This window comes from Spongiibacter nanhainus (assembly GCF_016132545.1).
Lineage (GTDB): Bacteria > Pseudomonadota > Gammaproteobacteria > Pseudomonadales > Spongiibacteraceae > Spongiibacter > Spongiibacter nanhainus.
Genome location: NZ_CP066167.1, coordinates 1,953,116 through 1,970,273 on the forward strand (window position 1 = coordinate 1,953,116; position 17,158 = coordinate 1,970,273).

Below are 17,158 nucleotides of genomic sequence, written 5' to 3' on the forward strand. Positions count from 1 at the left end.
ACTAGATTCAGAGGGATGTCCGCATTGCCGCCAGGGATTGCGCCCGGAGATCCCGCTTGTTGGCGGCGTAAGCTGCCTGAGGTAGCTCGGCAAGCTTCTCCGCCATAGTCTGCGCTGTGGTTAAAAGCTCATCGGGGGCCGCGACCAGGTCGAGAAACCCCGCCGTGACGGCAGATTCCGGGGAGAGGGGGCTGGACTGAAGCGCGGTGCGGGTTTGATGGCTACTGCTCACTCGGTCGTTGATCAAGGTGAGCAATACTGGGGTGAAGGGCATACTCAGTGCTGTCTCTGGCAGGGTGATCTGGTAACTCCCGGCGCTACCAATACGGTTGTCTGAAGCCAACAAAATGAAAGCACCCAGGCCAATAGCGTGCCCGCTACAGGCCGCGATCAATGGCAGCGGGTACTCATAGAGGCGCACCAACATGGCCATGCCTCGCTGTACAAGCCGGGCGGCGGCCTGTTCGTCACCCTGGAGAGCTTTGAGGTCAAAGCCGGCAGAAAACATTCCCGGCCGCCCAGTGATGATCAAGGCACCGGCGTCCCGCTCGGCATCGTCGAGATACTGATTGAGCTGGTCGATAAACGCCTCATTCACAGCGTTAACTTTGCCATCGTCGAAGGCTGCAATGGCGACCTTATTGTTTAATTGGTAAGTCATAACCAGTGGCACTCTTAATTGGGGCCGGTAACGGACTGAACCGGCCGAGTTACAGATGATCTTCACCCGGCCAATGTTACAGCGCCGCCATACAAACTACGGGGAGGGCGAGCCCTCCCACAGCTTGCTACTTGGCGGCGTCCAGGGCCTGGCTGATATCGGCCAATATGTCGTCGACATGCTCTATACCGATAGACAGACGCACCATGTCCTGACTGACTCCGGCATTGGCCAGTTCCTTCTCGTCCAGTTGCCGGTGAGTCGTGGACGCTGGATGACAGGCCAGAGAGCGGGCGTCGCCGATATTGACCAGTCGTAACACCAGCTCCAGGGCGTCGATAAATCGCGCGCCGGCTTGCTGTCCGCCCTTTATACCAAAGCTAAGAATACCCGAGGCGCGTCCATTCATATAACGCTGGGCGAGCTGGTGATAGGGGCTTTCCGGCAGGCCAGCGTAATTGACCCAGTTCACCTGGGGGTGATCTCGCAGGAACTCGGCGACTTTTTGCGCGTTGTCGCAGTGGCGATCCATACGCAGTGGCAGCGTCTCAATGCCCTGCAGTATTAAAAAGGTATTCATGGGACTGAGGGCGGCACCGGTATTGCGCAGTGGCGCGACCCGGGCTCGTCCAATGAATGCCGCCTCCCCCAGCGCCTCGGTATAAACCACGCCGTGATAGGAAGGGTCCGGCTCGTTGAGCATGGCGAAACGCTTTTTGTGCTCAGCCCAGGGGAATTGACCAGAATCCACAATAATGCCGGCTACAGAATTGCCGTGGCCGCCCATGTACTTGGTGAGGGAGTGAATCACGATATCGGCGCCGTGCTCGATGGGCCGCCACAGGTAGGGGGTAGCAACGGTGTTGTCCACCATCAGCGGCACCCCGGCCTGGTGGGCGATTTCGGCCAGTTTGGCAATGTCGACAATGTTCCCCGCCGGGTTCCCCACCGACTCACAAAATACCGCTTTAGTGTTTTCGTCAATGGCGTTGGCGATGCCCTCGTAATCGTCGTGATCGACGAAACGGGCTTCTATACCACGTCGGGGCAGGCTGTGGGCGAAGAAATTGTAGGTGCCGCCATAGAGTTTACCGGTAGTGACGATGTTGTCGCCGACTTGGCAGATAGTCTCCAGGGAGTATTCGATGGCGGCCATACCAGACGCCAGGGCCAGAGCTCCCACACCGCCTTCCATCGCGGCAACGCGTTCTTCCAATACGGCGTTGGTGGGATTCATGATCCGGGTATAAATATTGCCTGGTACTTTGAGATCGAACAGGTCCGCGCCGTGCTGGGTATCATCAAAGGCATAGGATGTGGTTTGGTAAATTGGAGTGACAACCGCATTGGTGGTGGGATCAACGTGAAAACCACCACGCACAGCCAAGGTTTCTATTTTCATAGGGTGTCCTTTCTTATAGTGTCCTTATTAGTGTCAATGTCGTAGTTAGATGATACTCCCAAAGGCGAATGAGGCGCGAGCTAGTATTCAGAGTTGCGCCGCTGTGGACAGTCACGGCAGCGTGAATGCACCCTGTTTACACTCAGCCCTTATAAAGCGCACTTAAAGCCAAAAACCTTGAGTTTCTCTTGCTTATGGTCCTTAGCGTATGACGCATTCACATTCTGCAGAACCTGCATTGCTGGTTCTCAATCCGGGAAGTTCTTCTATTAAGTGGAGTGTGCACGAACAGACTGAATTAGCCTGTTATCGTGGTTCGGGGCCGCTTTTTAGCGGCCAATTTAAAGAGGATGCAGAGCAGGGGGCGACGGTCGCTCTTGCAGAGGCCATGGCCCACTGCGATGTATGTTCAGTGGTGATTCGCTTTGTCCACGGCGGAGCCTTTTACAGCGAGCCCCTACTCGTTGATAACAACAACCTTAAAACGTTGAAGGGGCTAGTGCCCCTGGCACCACTACACAACAAGGTCGCTATCGACCTCATTGAGCAACTTCAGTGGGCCCACTCCAACCCATCTTTTTTCAGTCCACCCATTGTTGTCGTCTTCGATACCGAATTTTTCAATGATCTGCCGAAGGTGGCTCAGGACTATGGATTGCCGGCGTCACTGGTAGAAAAATACCGGCTGCGTCGCTACGGTTTTCATGGCTTTGCCCACCATGCAATGGTGGATCAGTGGCAAATCTTAAACCCCGGTAAACGGGACTACACCTTGGTAACAGCACAGTTAGGTAGCGGTTGTTCAATGGCGGCAATCAAAGACGGCAAACCGGTCGACACCACCATGGGCTTTACGCCTAACGAAGGCTTGCTGATGCGCACTCGCTGTGGAGATCTTGATCCGGGGCTGGTGACCTGGCTCCAGCGCCAGGAAAACTGGTCCCCCGAGGATACTGACGCGGTGCTGAACAAGCAGTCCGGCTGGTTTGGGGTATCGGGCGGTCACGACAATATGGCGGATTTGTTCGCCAGTGAGGACGCCAAGAGCCAACGCGCTTTTGAGCTGTTCCGCCATCGCTTTCAGAAAACCCTGGGCAGTTACTACGCGATTCTGGGTGGGCTTGACGGCGTGGTGCTGAGTGGCGGGATTGCCGAAAACAGCGCTGAGATTTGCCATAAACTGTTATCAGGGCTCGACCATCTGGGAATAGAGCTGCGCCCTCCAGGTGGGCGCGCTGAGTTGCCGCGACAACTCACCGAGGACACCTCAGCGGTAAAGTGTTGGGCTAGCTTTGCCGACGAAGCCGCCGCTATGCTCAGCGCTGTCGACAGGCGATTTTACATTAACGATAACCATGAACTTATCCGTCGAGATCGCTAACGGCCAAAGGCGTTTATTGATCAGTACAGCCATGAGGATGTTGGGATGTATTTTGTAGATCCGCAAGATAACCGTCGTATTGAGCAGCGCGCTCGTCAGTATCGTGATACCTATCCAGCCTTTGCCCATTGGTCAGCAGGCTACGGGGTGGTGACTCACAGCGACCAGACTCAGGTCCGGGTATTTGACCTTTGTCAGCAATTAATTTGCGAGGGCCGGTTTCAGCGAATTGACGAAGTGCTGGAGGTGCTATCCGCCGCTGACCGTGTTACCAGTGCCGCAATGTGGCTGGTAGTGCATATGACCTATAGCACCACGGTAGATCTTTCCGGCAGGGAACTGGAAACCGACGATTTCAAAACTAACCCCCAGGGCCACACCGGTGGCTCCCTCAATATGGTGCCGGCCTATGTTGGCTATATGGTGGCTAACCGACTGGCGGGCATTACCCGAAGTTGGCTGATGGGGCAGGGGCACTGTGTGGCTGCCATTGAAGCCGTCAACGTACTGCTGCAAAACCTCCATGCTGAACAAGTGGCTCGTTATCCTCTAAGTGACGAGGGTTTATCTCAGCTGGCCAGGGACTTCTACAGCTATGCCATTGATGATAAGGGTCGGCCTGGCGTGCCACTGGGCAGTCACGTTAACCCCCACACGGCCGGCGGCCTAATTGAGGGTGGTTATCTGGGCTTTGCCGAGCTGCAATACGTGCACATGCCTTTGCCCGGCGAACGGTTGGTGGCTTTTTTAAGTGACGGCGCCTTCGAAGAACAGCGCGGCAGCGACTGGGCCAGTCGCTGGTGGCGGGCAGAGGACTGCGGTTTAGTGACTCCAGTTATGATCGCCAATGGCCGGCGTATTGATCAGCGTTCTACGATGTATCAACAGGGTGGTCTGTCATGGTTTTACGAGCACCTGGAGCAAAATGGCTTCCATCCCATCGCCATCGACGGCCGCGACCCCGCCGCGTTTGTATGGGGGGTGTTTGAGGCGGAGTCGAGGTTACAGGCCTGTTGCGATGCCCACAGTGCCGACCACACCCGTTATCCAGTGAAGTTACCGTACCTGATTGCGGAAACCGAGAAGGGCTATGGTTTCTATGGCGCCGGGACCAACGCGGCTCACGGCACACCGCTGCCGGGCAATCCCCGAAGCGATGAACAGTCCCGGCAATTATTCAATGAACACGCCTCCAAGCTGCATGTTAACCGGCAAACCCTGGATGACTGTCTCAGTCATCTATTGCAGCACGATGCAGATCAACGACTGCAGGAGAAAGACCATCCTCTCAGCCGTCGGGACGTCTCATTGCAGCATCCGGGAACCGCTGAGGAATACCACCTGGGCGATGCCGCGTCACCCATGTCTGCCGTGGATGCGCGCTTTTGTCAGTGGCATCAAGCCAATCCCGATATCCGGGTACGGGTTGGCAATCCCGATGAGTTACGCAGTAATCGCATGAACCAAACCCTGGATTTGCTCAAGCACCGGGTGCTCAGCCCCGAAGCCGGTGTGGCGGAATCCCTCCACGGCTCGGTAATCACTGCCCTCAACGAGGAGGCCGTGGTCAGTGCTGCACTGGGCAATAAAGGGGGGCTGAATCTGGTTGTCAGTTATGAAGCCTTTGCGATGAAAATGGTGGGTGCCTTACGGCAGACCATTATCTTTGCCCGCCATCAAAAAGAACTTAGCCGCGCACCCAAGTGGCTTTCGGTGCCGGTGATCGCAACTTCCCACCTGTGGGAGAACGGTAAAAACGAACAATCCCACCAGGATTCAGCCTTTGGCGAGGTGTTGATGGGGGAGATGAGCGACATGGCGCGGGTTCAATACCCCGCCGACGCCACCAGTGCTGCCGCCTGTATCGATGCCTGCTATCAAAGCCAAGGCCAAATCTGGGCGATGACGATCCCCAAGCAGGAATTGGAAACGACTTTTAGCCCCGAAGAAGCAAAACAGCTGGTGGAGCAGGGCGCATTAGTGGTGGAAGAGGGGGACGCCGCCGAGGTCGAGCTGGTGGCGGTTGGAGGTTACCAATTACAGGTATGTAAAGCGGTTAAGGAGGCTTTGACTGGCAGGGGAGTCCAGTGCCGTATTAGCTATTTGCTGGAGCCTGGCCGATTTAGGTTGCCAAGGGACGACTATGAACAGGACTTTGTTGTCGAGCCCGGCCGGCAATATCAGCTGTTTAAAAAGGATATCCGTTTGCGGGTATTTGTGTCCCACTTGCGGCCAGAAGTACTGATGGGCGTGTGCAGGCCGCTGGATCTGGGCCCCGAACGCTGCTTGGCATTTGGCTATCGCAACCGAGGTGGCACCTTTGACACTGAGGGTTTGCTAAGGGCCAACGCTTGTGACCCACAAACGATAACCAAGCAAATTCAGCAGCAACTCAAAAACCTTAGCCAGTTACCTGGCAGCTAGTCACGCTGATGTCGTTAAACAGCGCTACTGCCGATCGGCATAGTTGCGTTTAAAGGTCGTTTCGCCCATTGCTTCGATCTGTTGATCAATCATGCGCTCAAAAGCTCCGAGGATGGCAGTGAACTCGGTGTTGCCGTGGAGCAAATTCAAGGCCTCTGCCGTGGCCTCGATGGTCGACAGACTGTCGGGGCGGGGTGCTTTGCGTATCCGGTAGCGGCTGGGAGAATTGGGCTGCAAAGCCAGCCGAGGCAGCTCACCCAACCAAGGATTTAAATGCAAAATTTTAGCAGTTTTGCGCCAGGTACCGTCCAGCACAATAAGTTGAGATATGCCCTTAGACTCCACGGCACTCGCTGTCATTGCCGATTCGCCTGGGTAGAGCAACACGCTAGTGTCCCGCCAATTGGCCCCAACTATCTCAGGTGGGTCAAACACTTCACCAACCAGTAAACAGCTATTACCGATAGAGCGCCGAAGCAGCGGCGCAGAGGAGAGGGCATGCCTGGCTTCCTTGGGGTGTTGAAGAATCAGCACGCGATAGACACTGTCGCGCTGAACAATGGTCTCGCAGAGGCAAACCGAAAGCGGGCGTTGGCAGTGACTACAAGTAGGGCGAGACGGCATAAGCGGAAGTATAGTCGAGGGATAGACCAGCATCTAACGTAAAGAATTGCTGGCTCGATTCACTGCAGTAGCGAACCGAGCCAGCGAGCGGCATTAACGAACCGCCATTGCCATTTGCACAAAGCGACGGCTGTATTCCCGCGCTGTGCGCTCGTAAATCACCGGGTTAACCTCAACACCTTGCTGCTGAATATCGATGGTTGATGAACCCGTTGAGCCCGCCAACGCAGAGAGCATGTTGAGTGTATTGGCAAGCCCTTCGGCGACCTTGGAGCCGGTAGGCTGAACATCGCGAATAGCGACGTAGGCTTGTTCCTCGGCAATAAGAGGCTTCAAACTCACCACCCTGGGCGTAGCGCCATCAGCCATGCACTCGGTTTTGCCGAATCGTTCCCAGCATTTCAGTTGAGCTGCGGGGATAAAGTTGATATCTCCAGTCACCATCATTCTGGTGTCATGCTTGATTTCGGCGGTATCGTCAGTCGCGAACATCGATTTCCGGCCTGTGTCGCCCTCAGCAGAGGCGAACGCAACGGCAAAGTGCATCGCTACACCGGTGGCTTGCTGGCTATTTACCAAGCCAGTTAGAAGTTGGCTGGAGTTGGTACCTTTTGCCGCTAAAAAGGCAGATTTCAATCCGCCTGCAACGTTGAGAAAACGGTCATCCCAAATCTGGTATCCCGCTGGTGCAAATACGGCATAGTCGCTTTTGTTGAAGTCCCAGCTGTAAGGCGATGGCTTTCCGCTATTTTGCAGTTGTTGAAACAAAGGGTCTTTCGATGCATCAATCACATTATAGCCAGCTTGTACCAGGGTGGCTTTGGCCTCGGTGCAGATCGAATTGCCAATACGGTCGAGCTGCGCGTCCTCGATTCCTTCCAGTATCAGCTCAGATTTCACTTTGGTATCGACCCGAACTTTGCCGTCGTGGGTATAGCCGCGATTGAGAGCGCCAGCTTGCGTTGACGCGCTGGCACGGGTTTTCTTACCAAAGGCGACATTACAGCTGGTTATCACGACATTGCCGGATTTGGGGAGCTTGTCACCGTTTTGTAGCACCACATACTCAGCGGCAACTGTAGAGGGATCGATGTTTAAACTCAGTGGTTCTTGCTTGGGCGGTGGCGCACTGGCACAAGCGGTTAGCAAAATACATAAAGCAGTAGAGCCAGCCAGTTTTGAGCTGAAACGAGTCATGCTTGATTCCCTGTTCGAAGAAAATAAGTAATTGGGTAAAAGTTTGGGGCGTGCAGGTTTTGCCCGTATTGAGTCACACTACGCTCTGAGGAACGTAAAATTCCAACTGAGATGAGTGCACTGAACGAAGGGCAAGCAATAGTAGCTCGATGTTGAGTAAAACTAGAAACGGTTTTTATCCAGCTATGCAGCAACGATGTTGGAATAACCGGAAGGCGCGGATTTATGAGGTGGGTGCCGGGCCTTTTAAGGGTGTTTCGACATATGCTACTAGAAAATTCCATAGCTAGGCGGGATGCCGTAACACTATGATTATTAATGATTTATGTGGTGTTTATGGCTTTTGTAGATGGTCAAGTGGCAGTGGCGCAGCTCTCTTTTTGCTCCTAATCTAGTTTCGTAACACGTAATATTTCTTCGTAGCTGGTTTCGCCAAGCATTACTTTTCTTACACCATCCTGGTAAAGGCTCGCTCTCTGCACTCCGACCCACTCCAATAGCTCAGATTCTGGCTTTTGGCTATGAATCATTTTTCGTAACGGTTCGTCGATAACCACAACTTCATAGATAGCGGTGCGTCCGTTGTAGCCATCTGCCTGGCGTACAGTGCAACCATTAGCGTTCGCTCGATAGGTTGAACCGCAAGCGTCAGACGCTTGATCTTTTAGTTCTGGAGGAAGGTCGTCTCTTCCAACGGGTAACCGGCAGTTAATGCATAGATTTCTTACCAAGCGCTGAGCGATAACGGCACTCAGGGTGGAGGCGATCAGGTAGGGCTCTACGCCCATATCCTCTCAGCGGGTCACTGCACCTATAGCAGTATTGGTGTGTAGAGTGGATAAAACTACGATGACACCGGCAATATCGTCAGCGATGCCCGGCAGAGCGATAACCGGGCGCTGATCTACGGTGCCAATAACCGCTTGCGGCGTGTGAACACCGAAGAGATCAACGCCACCTACCGCTACAATGCCAAAAGGCAACGGGTGAGCAAGCACCTCAATCGCGCTGATGGTTCGACGGAAACCACCCACTTCCATTACGACCACCAGAACCAATTGATCGCGTAAACCCGCGCGAATGGCGCGGTGGTTCGGGAGTACCTCTACCTGGGCGGTCAGCGTATTGCCATGGTGGAGGGGGAGCCTCGGTCTGAGACAAAGACAGAAACAGAAACCTCGACAACCCTGCGGCAACTCACGCTCAGCAGCTAGTGTTTATGCACACCGACCACCTGGGTACACCCAAGGTGATGACCGATGCGGCGGGCCAACCTGTGTGGCAGGCCAGTTCTACACCCTATGGTGAGATGAAGACGGCTTCTCTGACACAATCCGAGAACCCGCTGCGGTTCCCGGGGCAGTATGTGGATGCTGAAACGGGCTCTGCGTATAACTACTTTAGGGACTATGCCCAGAGGCACCACAAGCGGCATCGGTGGTCGCTTTAGCTTCTTCTTGCGTCGGTGACGTAGTTGTAGACCTTCCTCAGAGTACAATCGGTAAGTTCGCTTTCTGTTCACGACCAGAGACTCTGATTTCAGCATCCCATGTAGCATGGGATAACCGAGCCCATTGTGCTTTGCTGCTAGATCCAAGAGGCGATGTCTGAGCTCCTGATCCTGACGAACCACCGGTTGATACCTGAATGCCGTTCGGCTCACGCCCGATAGCTGGCAGGCTCGCCGCTCACTGAGTCGATCATGTGAGAGGCGACATTTTTGCGCACAGCGGGCGTTACCACTTTTTTGAGAGCACATCCTTCATAGCTTCAACTTCGAGGAGCTTGTCGGCCAGCAGCTTCTTGAGCTTGTTGTTCTCGGACTCCAGCTCCCGTAGGCGCTTGGCTTCGTTAACTTCCAGTCCGGCGTACTTACTCCGCCAGTTGTAGAAAGTGCTATTAGAGATATTGAGCCTGCGGCAGATGTCTTCAACCTTCGCTCCAGCCTCATGCTCCTTGATGGCTTTGATGATTTGTTCTTCGGTATACCGCTTTGTCATGCTGAGATCTCCATCCCGGTAGGTTAACTGGAAATCTCATCAAGGTCATGGCGTTAAATTTGGGTACAAGGTCAGCACCAACGAGAATACCAAGGGGATCCTGCGCCAATACTTTCCAAAAGGCACGGACTTGGCCCGATGGAGCGCACGAGAAATCAACGCAGTGGCACAAGCGTTGAATGCCAAACCTCGGAAAAGTTAGGCTGGAAAACTGCAGCAGAAGCGCTTGATGAGTATTTACAATCTATTCAACAACACTGTGTTGCAACGACCGGTTGAATCCACCCAATACGGCAGTGATGTTTGGCAGCGATTCTGTGAGGAGCACAACCTACAACCCGGTATGAGCCGGCGCGGTAACTGTTGGGATAATGCGGTTGCGGAGTCCTTTTTCAGCAGCTTGAAAAAGGAGCGAATCAAGAAACGCATCTACAAAACCCGTGACATGGCCTCTTGCGATGTGTTCGATTACATCGAGATGTTCTACAATCAAAAACGCCGCCAAAGCCACCTTGGCGGCGTCAGCCCAGAGGTCTTTGAAGCCGCCTCAAAACCGGCGTCTTAAGTACCTATGTTCGCAGGGCAGTCCAAATTCTGCGAATAGAATTCTCGGAAAATGTGGAAATAGACAATATAGCAGTACCTCTATTGTACAAGTGTATACAATAAGGGTATTATAACCGATTTTTAAGGCTGAATTAGACTTATGAATGGTAGGCAGCGACTAAGCGACATAAACAGAAGCTCAGATAGATTGGCAGAAGAGCTAGAAGGATATCCAAGTAAAGAGATTAAACCCCTTCTCCTGTTAAGGTTGGCGGACAGGTTGCTTGATAGCTGCTTTACAAGAATGCTTTCTGCTTACTCAATAAGTGCAAGCGAATACCACATGCTGGCTGTTCTGGAGGTATGCGACGAAAGCACATCGTCCCCTGGTGTACTAGCCGAATTAGTTGGGCAAACTAAAGCAAACACCACGCGAATTCTAGATTTGCTACTTTCGAAGAAGCTAATTAAAAAAAAGAAGAACATTGTGGATGGCCGGAGGCACGATATAACAATTACCAAAACTGGTCGTGATTGCGTAAAGCTTTGCACCAACAACACCATAGGGCCCGACACTAAGTCTATGATGGCCGGATTTTCTCCGAGTCAATTAAAGAATTTGGAGTGTCTTCTTAGTCAGCTAATATTGGTTCTGGATGATAGATCTCGAGCTGGTAACTTCGGCTCATGAGATGAAAGTTTAATTGCCCGTCGTTACTTCCCCAATGCCATAGAAGGCGCAGAGTTGCCTATATTACCCGGGGAAGTCCAAAACGCACACTTGCACGCAAACTCAAAAAGGAGTTCACTAGATTTCGCGAAATTCGCAGAGGGTGTTCAATACTCTGTGTCATTCTAACGGGTTCTATAAGCTGATATAGTTATCCAGTCGCCCCGGGAAGTGGCCACGCACTCCATCGAGTTGCGAATTTGGTGGATGATGCAGTGCTGTATCTCGGTATGTGGGTACAGACTCTTGATGGCCTCAGGGAAGCCTTTAAGGCCATAGACACAGGCGATCAGGATATCTTTGACGCCGAGATTGTTGAAGTCAGTGAGGACGCTGAGCCAGTGATGTGCGCCGTCTTGGTCAGAGAAGTATAGGCCCAGCAGCTCCTTCTTGCCTTCAATGTTCAGGGCAAGAATGGTGTAAATAGCTTTGCTAACGTAGCGCCCATTTTCATTGATCTTGTAGTGAATGGCGTCCAGCCAGACGATGGGGTAAATGGCATCCAGGTCGCGCTCCTGCCAGGCTTGTAGTTCCGGTAACAGCTTCTCGGTAATGGCATTGAGGGTGCCATTTGATACGCTGATACCGTACAGGTCTTCAATATGACCGCGGATGTCTTGGTAGCTGTTGCCCAGAACGTACAGCGCAAGAATTTTACGTTCAATTTCATCGGTGAGGTGGGGCTGGTGTTTCCTGACGAGCTGGGGTTCGAAGGTGCTGGTCCGATCTTGTGGCGTTTTTAGCTCGAAGCTGCCGGCTGTGCTCTTGACGGTCTTGACGGTCTTGGCGGTGCTGCCATTCTTACGATTGGGGGCGTCGTTCTGGTCCAGGTGGCTGTCGAGCTCTGCCTGCATGGCGGATTCGGTAAGCTGCTTGATCAGGGGCGTGAGGACACCATCTTTCCCGGTCAAATCTTGACCGTCACTCAAAGCAGCGATGGCGGCTTCCATGTCGAATGTGGGTTTTTGCTTGGACATCGGTCATTCCTTTTTACTGTAGGATAAAGAAATGACACAGAATTCTGAACATTACCTCGCGACGAGATTCTGTCTCAGCAAGCTACCTACTAAATACCCAATTGTCCATCGAGGCCATTGCCGCGTTGATGAACTATCACGACGGAGCCAATTTCAGGCGTGCCTGCAAGCGCTGGTTTGGCCGACCACCTGAGCAAATCAGGAGAAGTGGTAGAGCATAAACCTCGCATCGCCCTCACGGACGGCCCTATACAGCTCCGGCGCCTGCATAGCCAGATACTATGTTTGCGTACCTTTATTAACCACCCCGTCGATAGCGATCTGCCAGATAAAGTCACCGATAGCGTCCAGCGAATGATCACCGTTTGGGTCAAACCAGGTCGCGACCCAATTCAGTGCCCCAAGCCCGAAGAGTCGGAGCAAACGGTGATCGATATTCTTCCGTGTTACGCCGTTTTCAACCGTGTTTTCAATGATTCTTGACCACAGGGATTCGTATTGGTCACGCAGGTCGATGACATCTTTGCGAGCCTCCGGACGCAGCGCTCGCCACTCAAACAGCAGCACGTAAACCGCGTCCGAGTCCACCAACAAGGCTCGCAAATGCGCATTGATGCAAAGTCGCAATTGCTCTGCCGGGTCATCAGAGCTCTCGTACGCCGACTCGACCTCAGAAGACACTAAGTCAATTCCCCAACGCATCAGCTCGACAAGGAGGGCCTCCTTAGTCTTGTACCGATAATGCAAACTCCCGGGAAGCATGCTGCAGGCTTCCGCAATTTCTTTAAGCGAAGTCTTCTCGAACCCTTTCTCACGAAAAAGTCGGGCCGCGTGAGTCAAAACATCGCTCTTATCGCCTAGCTTTCCCGCGGAAAAAATCTGTCTGTTAACCATGGCTATAACAAACCCTTGAGCAATTTAGATTATTATTCGTAGTAGTGCCTCGTCGCCTCGATCGTACTTCATAAAACTGGTGATCCGCTAATAACACATAAAAAACCTTGACCTTTGGTTGGTTAACCAACCAAAATTAGACACGAATGATATGCGGGCTGTCAATGCGATGACAATGACCAATGAAAAAGTAGCGATTCCCGCCAACGCTAACCAGTTAGAAATATAGAGCAAGCTGCGAAATCCTAAATGACAGATTCGAAGCATAATCAGTGGAATTCAGCCACAGCGATAGCTTGGCAGTTTACCGAACAAGTCCCTCACAGCAGGGATCTGGGCATGCAGATTATCTCTATCACCAAAAACCAAGCATGTATTCGCTTGCCGCCCAACCCGCGGTTGTTCGTCGACGATAATACCGAGGAATTCTGCGCCAGTGTGCTTTACTCCCTGGCAGACTCAGCCAGCGGGTTAGCCGTGCTTGCAGAGGCAAGAGATTCGTCACCAATTGCCACGCTAGATTTACGGGTGGATTACTTTCAACCAGCCAAGGGCGATCGCGCCCTATTGGCGGTAGCAACCTGCCCCAAGTTAACAGAGGAGGTCGCATTCATTCATTGCAACATTTTCCATGAAGGCTGCCATGAGCTACTGGCGACAGCGAATGCAACCTTTATGCGCAACACTCCAGGTGGAAGAATTCTAGCAAATGAACGCGCCTAGGGGGATGTATGTGCACTACCGGTAATTCGAAATACCAGGCCGCTGGCGCCGCCAATAGCCCCGACGAGTGCTTAGCCTGGCAAGGCTTACTGGAACGCATTCCGTATGCCCGGCATCTTGGGCTTCAGGCCCAAACTGACAATGGAGGAGTCTTAATTCATTTGCCCTATCGTGAGGCATTGATCGGCAACTTTAAGTTACCCGCGCTCCATGGCGGCGTTCTAGCCGCACTAATCGAGCTGACCGCACGGACGGCTGCTCAACGTCGAGATAAAGACAACCGTTGCCCACGCATTCTAGACAGCCACATTAACTATTTGCGCTTCGCGGCTATCCGTCCGACTTTCGCCAGCGCAGAAATTATTCGACAAGGCAGGCGAACAAGCCTGGTCGAGGTAATGTGTTGGCAAGACAATAGGGCTGCACCGATTGCCAGCGGACGAGTCCAGCTGTTACTCCCGGCAGTAGTCGCCACGAATACAGAAGCTCAGGAGCAGTAGACAGACCATGCCTCGGCGAAGCGAATTTCAAGCTACAGACGGACAAGCAATCTCATTCTGGCGCTGGCCACAGTCTCAATCGCGCCCAATGCTTCACTGGGCACACGCTACGGGATTTCATGGTCGCCTATACCAGCCACTCCTTGATGATATTCAGGCCGAATGCAATGTCCTGGCTTGGGACATGAGAGGTCATGGATTCAGTGCCAATGCAGCAGAAGCTTCGACATTCCGCGGATGGGAAACCTACTATCAGGATTTAACTACGCTACTGGATCACCTCGATACACCGATTTGGTTGGCCGGCCATTCAATCGGTGGAACCGCAAGCATCATGGCCGCGGCCCGTCGCCCAGAGAAAGTGCTCGGATTGATTCTTGCGGAGCCTGTAATTATGGATAGAAAACAGGGTCTGGAGATGTGGCTCGTCAAACGGCTGCGCCGGTCACAACGCCTAGCGCTTGCTGCGGGAGCTGCGCGTCGGCGCGCAGTCTTTGAGTCGCACGAAGCTGCGGTGAATCACTACCGTGGCAGAGGTATTTTCAAAACTTGGCCTGATACCTGGCTAGAGGCCTATGTTCGCTTTGCTTTCATGGATCACGAGGATCACATACGCCTTGCTTGCTCGCCGGAGTGGGAGAGCACCACCTTTGCTCAGACTGAACACAATCCATGGCCTGGTATTCGCCAGTTACGTTGCCCAGTAGTCGCTTTGTCCGGGGACCGAGGATCAACTTTCTCGTTAGCCGCACGCGAACGCTTGCAAACCTTACTACCTTCCGCAGACGTTAAAGTGATCGAGGATACGACCCATTTTCTTCCGATGGAAAAAAGCGATACAGTACGCGCCGCCATTCATCGTCTTGTTTCGCAAAAGTAAGACAATCAACGATTATAGCTACCGATCCCACTGCTTTTGCTAATCGAGACGCGCGCGGGCATTACGACTGAATACTGTACCTGCAGTGACTGACCTTTCCGCTATTTAGCAAGCATATTCAAAACCCAGTAACGTTCATAGGTTACGACAATGACAGCACGGTCGAGCCGCGGCGGGTCAAACCTGTGGGGTCTTTGCGACGAAACAACCTCAACCAATTTCTGGGGTATTACAGATAAGCTATAGACATAAGGGCTGCTTAAAATCGCCTTGAACAGCGCAAGCTCAGGGTAATGAGTGTGTCATCAGTGAACTTAAATGCTATATCACTTTACTTCAATAAATTAGATACGCATCAATGAATCCCCCGGGGTTTCTAGGAGGGTTCTTGGTTTGAGTCATGCAGCTGTAGACTCGCCTTGTTGATAATACAGATATTCGTATTCCGATGGCGGCATATCTACAATTGAACTCAGTATCAGTCGGTGGTTGAACCAGTCGCTTTGTCCGCTACACTTCATCCAGCCCTTTCCATGGCCCATCCTTGTGGATGACCTCCGCTTGGTATAGTCCGTTGATCGTTACCGCCAGGGCATTATCGTAGGAATCGTTAACACTCCCCACAGAGGCTTGAAATCCAGCTTCTGCCAGCCGTTCGGTATAGCGGATCGACAAATACGGGCTACCCCTGTCACTGTGATGCATGACCTCATTGGGCTTGCCTCTCGCCCAAAGCGCCTGCTCCGAGGCGTCCAGTACAATATCCGTCTGCAAACTCTTCAGCAGCCGCCAACCCACGATATAGCGGGAGAAAACATCCACAACAAAAGCCACGTAGACAAAGCCTGACCAGGTAGCCAATTACGTGATGTCAGCCACCCAAGCTGGTTCGGGGACTGCGCGGTAAACTGGCGATTTACCAAATCAAGCGGCTTCTCCGCCAGCTCATCGGGAATCGTGGTGATGCAACGCTTACCGCGCTTTACACCTTCCAATCCCAATCCGGACATCAACCGCTCAACCGTACAACGAGCAACACTAATCGATTCCCGGTTCAGCTGCTTCCATACTTTATGGGCGCCATACACCTGCTGATTCTTATCGAAGACCCGCGCAATCTCAGGCTTCAACACCTCGTCCCGCCGAGTACGTACGCAGCGCTTGGCAGGATTGGCTTCCAAATCTTTGAAGCGGTAATACGTAGACGGCGAAATCGTCAAGACTTTGCAGATTGACTCGACACCGTGATTCTCGCGTTCCCGGTCAATAAACGCCGACATTACTTCGGTTTGCGGTCGAGCTCCGCCTGGGCGAAAAAAGCGGTGGTCTTGCGCGGTATCTCATTGGCCCTCATCAGCTCACGGTTCTCTCTTTCCAGCTGCTACAGCCGAGCGTCTTGATCAGTGGTGATACCAGGCCTGGCACCGCTATCTGCTTCTATTTTGTTAACCCAAGACCGTAAGGTCTCTGGGGTACAGCCAATCTTGGCCGCGACAGACTGTATCGCCGCCCATCGCGATTTGTGTTCATGCTCGCCGGTTAACACCTTGCACACAGCGCGTTCCCGAACTTCGGGAGAGTATCCAAGTCGTTTGATCATCAGCTAATCCTCTCAAGAAAGTTAGCCTCCGAGAAACCCGGGGGGGATTAACAAGCCAAGTGTTGACTTCGAAAGGTCATATATATATAGTACATCACTATACTATAATTATTACCCGTAGGAAGGATATATTGATATGCTTAAGTATGCCCCCGTCCCATTACTATTAATCCTTTCATCTTGGAGTCTTGCTCAAGCGCCCAATATAAATGCTGTAGCGAGCAGCCAAATTGGGATGGATGCGGTTTCGCCCAGAGCTGTAATTGGGCTTACATTTGATGTGTTATATGCGACTACAGAGCCGCTGAGTAATATTCCGGCTTTAATAATTCCAGGTGTCGCTGAAACCCCGCTTGCACCAGTCGGGGCGTTAGTGCAGCTTGGAACCAGCGCCGTTTTTAATCTCGGCGATACACTGGGTATAGTTGAAAATCTTGCAATACCGACTGTGGAAGGGTTGGCTCCAGTGGCTAGCGTTTTGCTTGACGAGCCACTAACCACTGTTCAATATATCCTGTCTGGTGGGACCATTCTTAACCCGGCGCTCGGGATTCCAGCAGCGCCTTTATTGTCAGAACCGTTACCTAAGCTGCTACCATCATTGTAGTCAGGTTGCGCC

Annotated in this window: 17 protein-coding genes, 5 pseudogenes and 1 other annotated feature; of the genes and pseudogenes, 11 read left to right on the top strand and 11 right to left on the bottom strand. The window is 52.7% G+C overall.

The annotated features are described in order from the left end of the window. Positions 1 to 7 precede the first annotated feature (7 nt). Together I6N98_RS08910 and I6N98_RS08915 are read right to left on the bottom strand one after the other, a co-directional pair. Positions 8 to 661: a crotonase/enoyl-CoA hydratase family protein gene (locus I6N98_RS08910; RefSeq protein WP_198571418.1), complete on the bottom strand. Its 654-nt coding sequence runs from the start codon at positions 659 to 661 to the stop codon at positions 8 to 10. Between the two features lie 127 nt (positions 662 to 788). Further along, positions 789 to 2,063: an O-acetylhomoserine aminocarboxypropyltransferase/cysteine synthase family protein gene (locus I6N98_RS08915; protein ID WP_198571419.1), complete on the bottom strand. Its 1,275-nt coding sequence runs from the start codon at positions 2,061 to 2,063 to the stop codon at positions 789 to 791. Positions 2,064 to 2,271: 208 nt separating this feature from the next. Between I6N98_RS08915 and I6N98_RS08920 the strand changes: the two genes are divergently transcribed. Both I6N98_RS08920 and I6N98_RS08925 read left to right on the top strand, forming a co-directional pair. Further along, positions 2,272 to 3,444 carry an acetate/propionate family kinase gene (locus I6N98_RS08920; protein WP_198571420.1) on the top strand — a complete coding sequence of 391 codons (1,173 nt, stop codon included), beginning with the start codon at positions 2,272 to 2,274 and terminating at the stop codon, positions 3,442 to 3,444. 45 nt (positions 3,445 to 3,489) lie between these two features. Then, positions 3,490 to 5,868: a phosphoketolase family protein gene (locus tag I6N98_RS08925; protein WP_198571421.1), complete on the top strand. Its 2,379-nt coding sequence runs from the start codon at positions 3,490 to 3,492 to the stop codon at positions 5,866 to 5,868. A gap of 24 nt (positions 5,869 to 5,892) precedes the next feature. Here I6N98_RS08925 and I6N98_RS08930 read toward each other — a convergent pair whose 3' ends face one another. The 4 genes from I6N98_RS08930 to I6N98_RS08945 all read right to left on the bottom strand — a co-directional run bounded on the left by I6N98_RS08930 (position 5,893) and on the right by I6N98_RS08945 (position 8,729). Further along, positions 5,893 to 6,525 (bottom strand): tRNA-uridine aminocarboxypropyltransferase, encoded by a 633-nt coding sequence (locus tag I6N98_RS08930; protein WP_337924608.1) that lies wholly within the window; start codon positions 6,523 to 6,525, stop codon positions 5,893 to 5,895. 60 nt (positions 6,526 to 6,585) lie between these two features. After that, positions 6,586 to 7,689, bottom strand: coding sequence for a hypothetical protein (locus I6N98_RS08935; protein WP_198571423.1), 1,104 nt, complete (start codon positions 7,687 to 7,689; stop codon positions 6,586 to 6,588). 386 nt (positions 7,690 to 8,075) lie between these two features. Next, complete coding sequence (locus I6N98_RS08940; protein ID WP_198571424.1) at positions 8,076 to 8,477, bottom strand: ATPase, T2SS/T4P/T4SS family; 402 nt, start codon at positions 8,475 to 8,477, stop codon at positions 8,076 to 8,078. 6 nt (positions 8,478 to 8,483) lie between these two features. Next, complete coding sequence (locus I6N98_RS08945) at positions 8,484 to 8,729, bottom strand: hypothetical protein (protein WP_198571425.1); 246 nt, start codon at positions 8,727 to 8,729, stop codon at positions 8,484 to 8,486. 179 nt (positions 8,730 to 8,908) lie between these two features. Between I6N98_RS08945 and I6N98_RS08950 the strand changes: the two genes are divergently transcribed. Further along, a complete protein-coding gene (locus tag I6N98_RS08950; RefSeq protein ID WP_198571426.1) occupies positions 8,909 to 9,139 on the top strand; it encodes an RHS repeat domain-containing protein in 231 nt (76 codons plus the stop codon). Here I6N98_RS08950 and I6N98_RS18590 read toward each other — a convergent pair. Continuing rightward, a pseudogene (locus I6N98_RS18590) lies at positions 9,107 to 9,689 on the bottom strand (transposase); the annotation flags it as partial. The gene I6N98_RS08950 and the pseudogene I6N98_RS18590 overlap by 33 nt on opposite strands. 76 nt (positions 9,690 to 9,765) lie before the next feature. Here I6N98_RS18590 and I6N98_RS18595 point away from each other — a divergent pair. The 3 genes and pseudogenes from I6N98_RS18595 to I6N98_RS18785 all read left to right on the top strand — a co-directional run. Then, a pseudogene (locus tag I6N98_RS18595) lies at positions 9,766 to 9,968 on the top strand (transposase); the annotation flags it as partial. Next, positions 9,967 to 10,254 (top strand): annotated as a pseudogene (locus I6N98_RS08965) (IS3 family transposase); the annotation flags it as partial. The pseudogenes I6N98_RS18595 and I6N98_RS08965, both read left to right, overlap by 2 nt. 285 nt (positions 10,255 to 10,539) lie before the next feature. Then, the gene (locus I6N98_RS18785) at positions 10,540 to 10,926 is read left to right on the top strand and encodes a MarR family transcriptional regulator (protein WP_420496996.1); all 387 of its coding nucleotides are present in this window, start codon (positions 10,540 to 10,542) and stop codon (positions 10,924 to 10,926) included. Positions 10,927 to 11,090: 164 nt separating this feature from the next. Here the strand turns inward: I6N98_RS18785 and I6N98_RS08975 are convergent, their stop codons facing one another. Beyond that, complete coding sequence (locus I6N98_RS08975; protein WP_420496991.1) at positions 11,091 to 11,942, bottom strand: IS256 family transposase; 852 nt, start codon at positions 11,940 to 11,942, stop codon at positions 11,091 to 11,093. A 50-nt stretch (positions 11,943 to 11,992) separates the two neighbouring features. On the opposite strand from I6N98_RS08975, the gene I6N98_RS18790 reads away from it, so the two are divergent. Next, positions 11,993 to 12,163 (top strand): helix-turn-helix domain-containing protein, encoded by a 171-nt coding sequence (locus I6N98_RS18790; protein ID WP_420496997.1) that lies wholly within the window; start codon positions 11,993 to 11,995, stop codon positions 12,161 to 12,163. Between the two features lie 58 nt (positions 12,164 to 12,221). On the opposite strand, the gene I6N98_RS08985 is transcribed toward I6N98_RS18790, so the two are convergent. Together I6N98_RS08985 and I6N98_RS18795 are read right to left on the bottom strand one after the other, a co-directional pair. Next, positions 12,222 to 12,623 (bottom strand): TetR-type transcription factor C-terminal domain-containing protein, encoded by a 402-nt coding sequence (locus I6N98_RS08985; protein ID WP_232787524.1) that lies wholly within the window; start codon positions 12,621 to 12,623, stop codon positions 12,222 to 12,224. A gap of 33 nt (positions 12,624 to 12,656) precedes the next feature. Then, a pseudogene (locus I6N98_RS18795) lies at positions 12,657 to 12,836 on the bottom strand (TetR/AcrR family transcriptional regulator); the annotation flags it as partial. A gap of 249 nt (positions 12,837 to 13,085) precedes the next feature. Here I6N98_RS18795 and I6N98_RS08990 point away from each other — a divergent pair. Genes I6N98_RS08990 through I6N98_RS09000 form a run of 3 tightly spaced genes read left to right on the top strand, consistent with a single transcriptional unit; the run spans position 13,086 to position 14,939 of the window. Beyond that, the gene (locus tag I6N98_RS08990; RefSeq protein WP_198570193.1) at positions 13,086 to 13,559 is read left to right on the top strand and encodes a PaaI family thioesterase; all 474 of its coding nucleotides are present in this window, start codon (positions 13,086 to 13,088) and stop codon (positions 13,557 to 13,559) included. 8 nt (positions 13,560 to 13,567) lie between these two features. Continuing rightward, positions 13,568 to 14,059, top strand: coding sequence for a PaaI family thioesterase (locus tag I6N98_RS08995; RefSeq protein WP_198570192.1), 492 nt, complete (start codon positions 13,568 to 13,570; stop codon positions 14,057 to 14,059). Positions 14,060 to 14,066: 7 nt separating this feature from the next. Continuing rightward, complete coding sequence (locus I6N98_RS09000) at positions 14,067 to 14,939, top strand: alpha/beta fold hydrolase (RefSeq protein ID WP_198570191.1); 873 nt, start codon at positions 14,067 to 14,069, stop codon at positions 14,937 to 14,939. A gap of 398 nt (positions 14,940 to 15,337) precedes the next feature. Here the strand turns inward: I6N98_RS09000 and I6N98_RS09005 are convergent. Beyond that, positions 15,338 to 16,539, bottom strand: a pseudogene (locus I6N98_RS09005) (IS3 family transposase). Continuing rightward, positions 16,145 to 16,261, bottom strand: a sequence feature (AL1L pseudoknot). Its footprint overlaps the pseudogene before it by 117 nt. A gap of 136 nt (positions 16,540 to 16,675) precedes the next feature. Here I6N98_RS09005 and I6N98_RS09010 point away from each other — a divergent pair. Further along, complete coding sequence (locus tag I6N98_RS09010) at positions 16,676 to 17,146, top strand: hypothetical protein (RefSeq protein ID WP_198571431.1); 471 nt, start codon at positions 16,676 to 16,678, stop codon at positions 17,144 to 17,146. Positions 17,147 to 17,158: the final 12 nt, after the last annotated feature.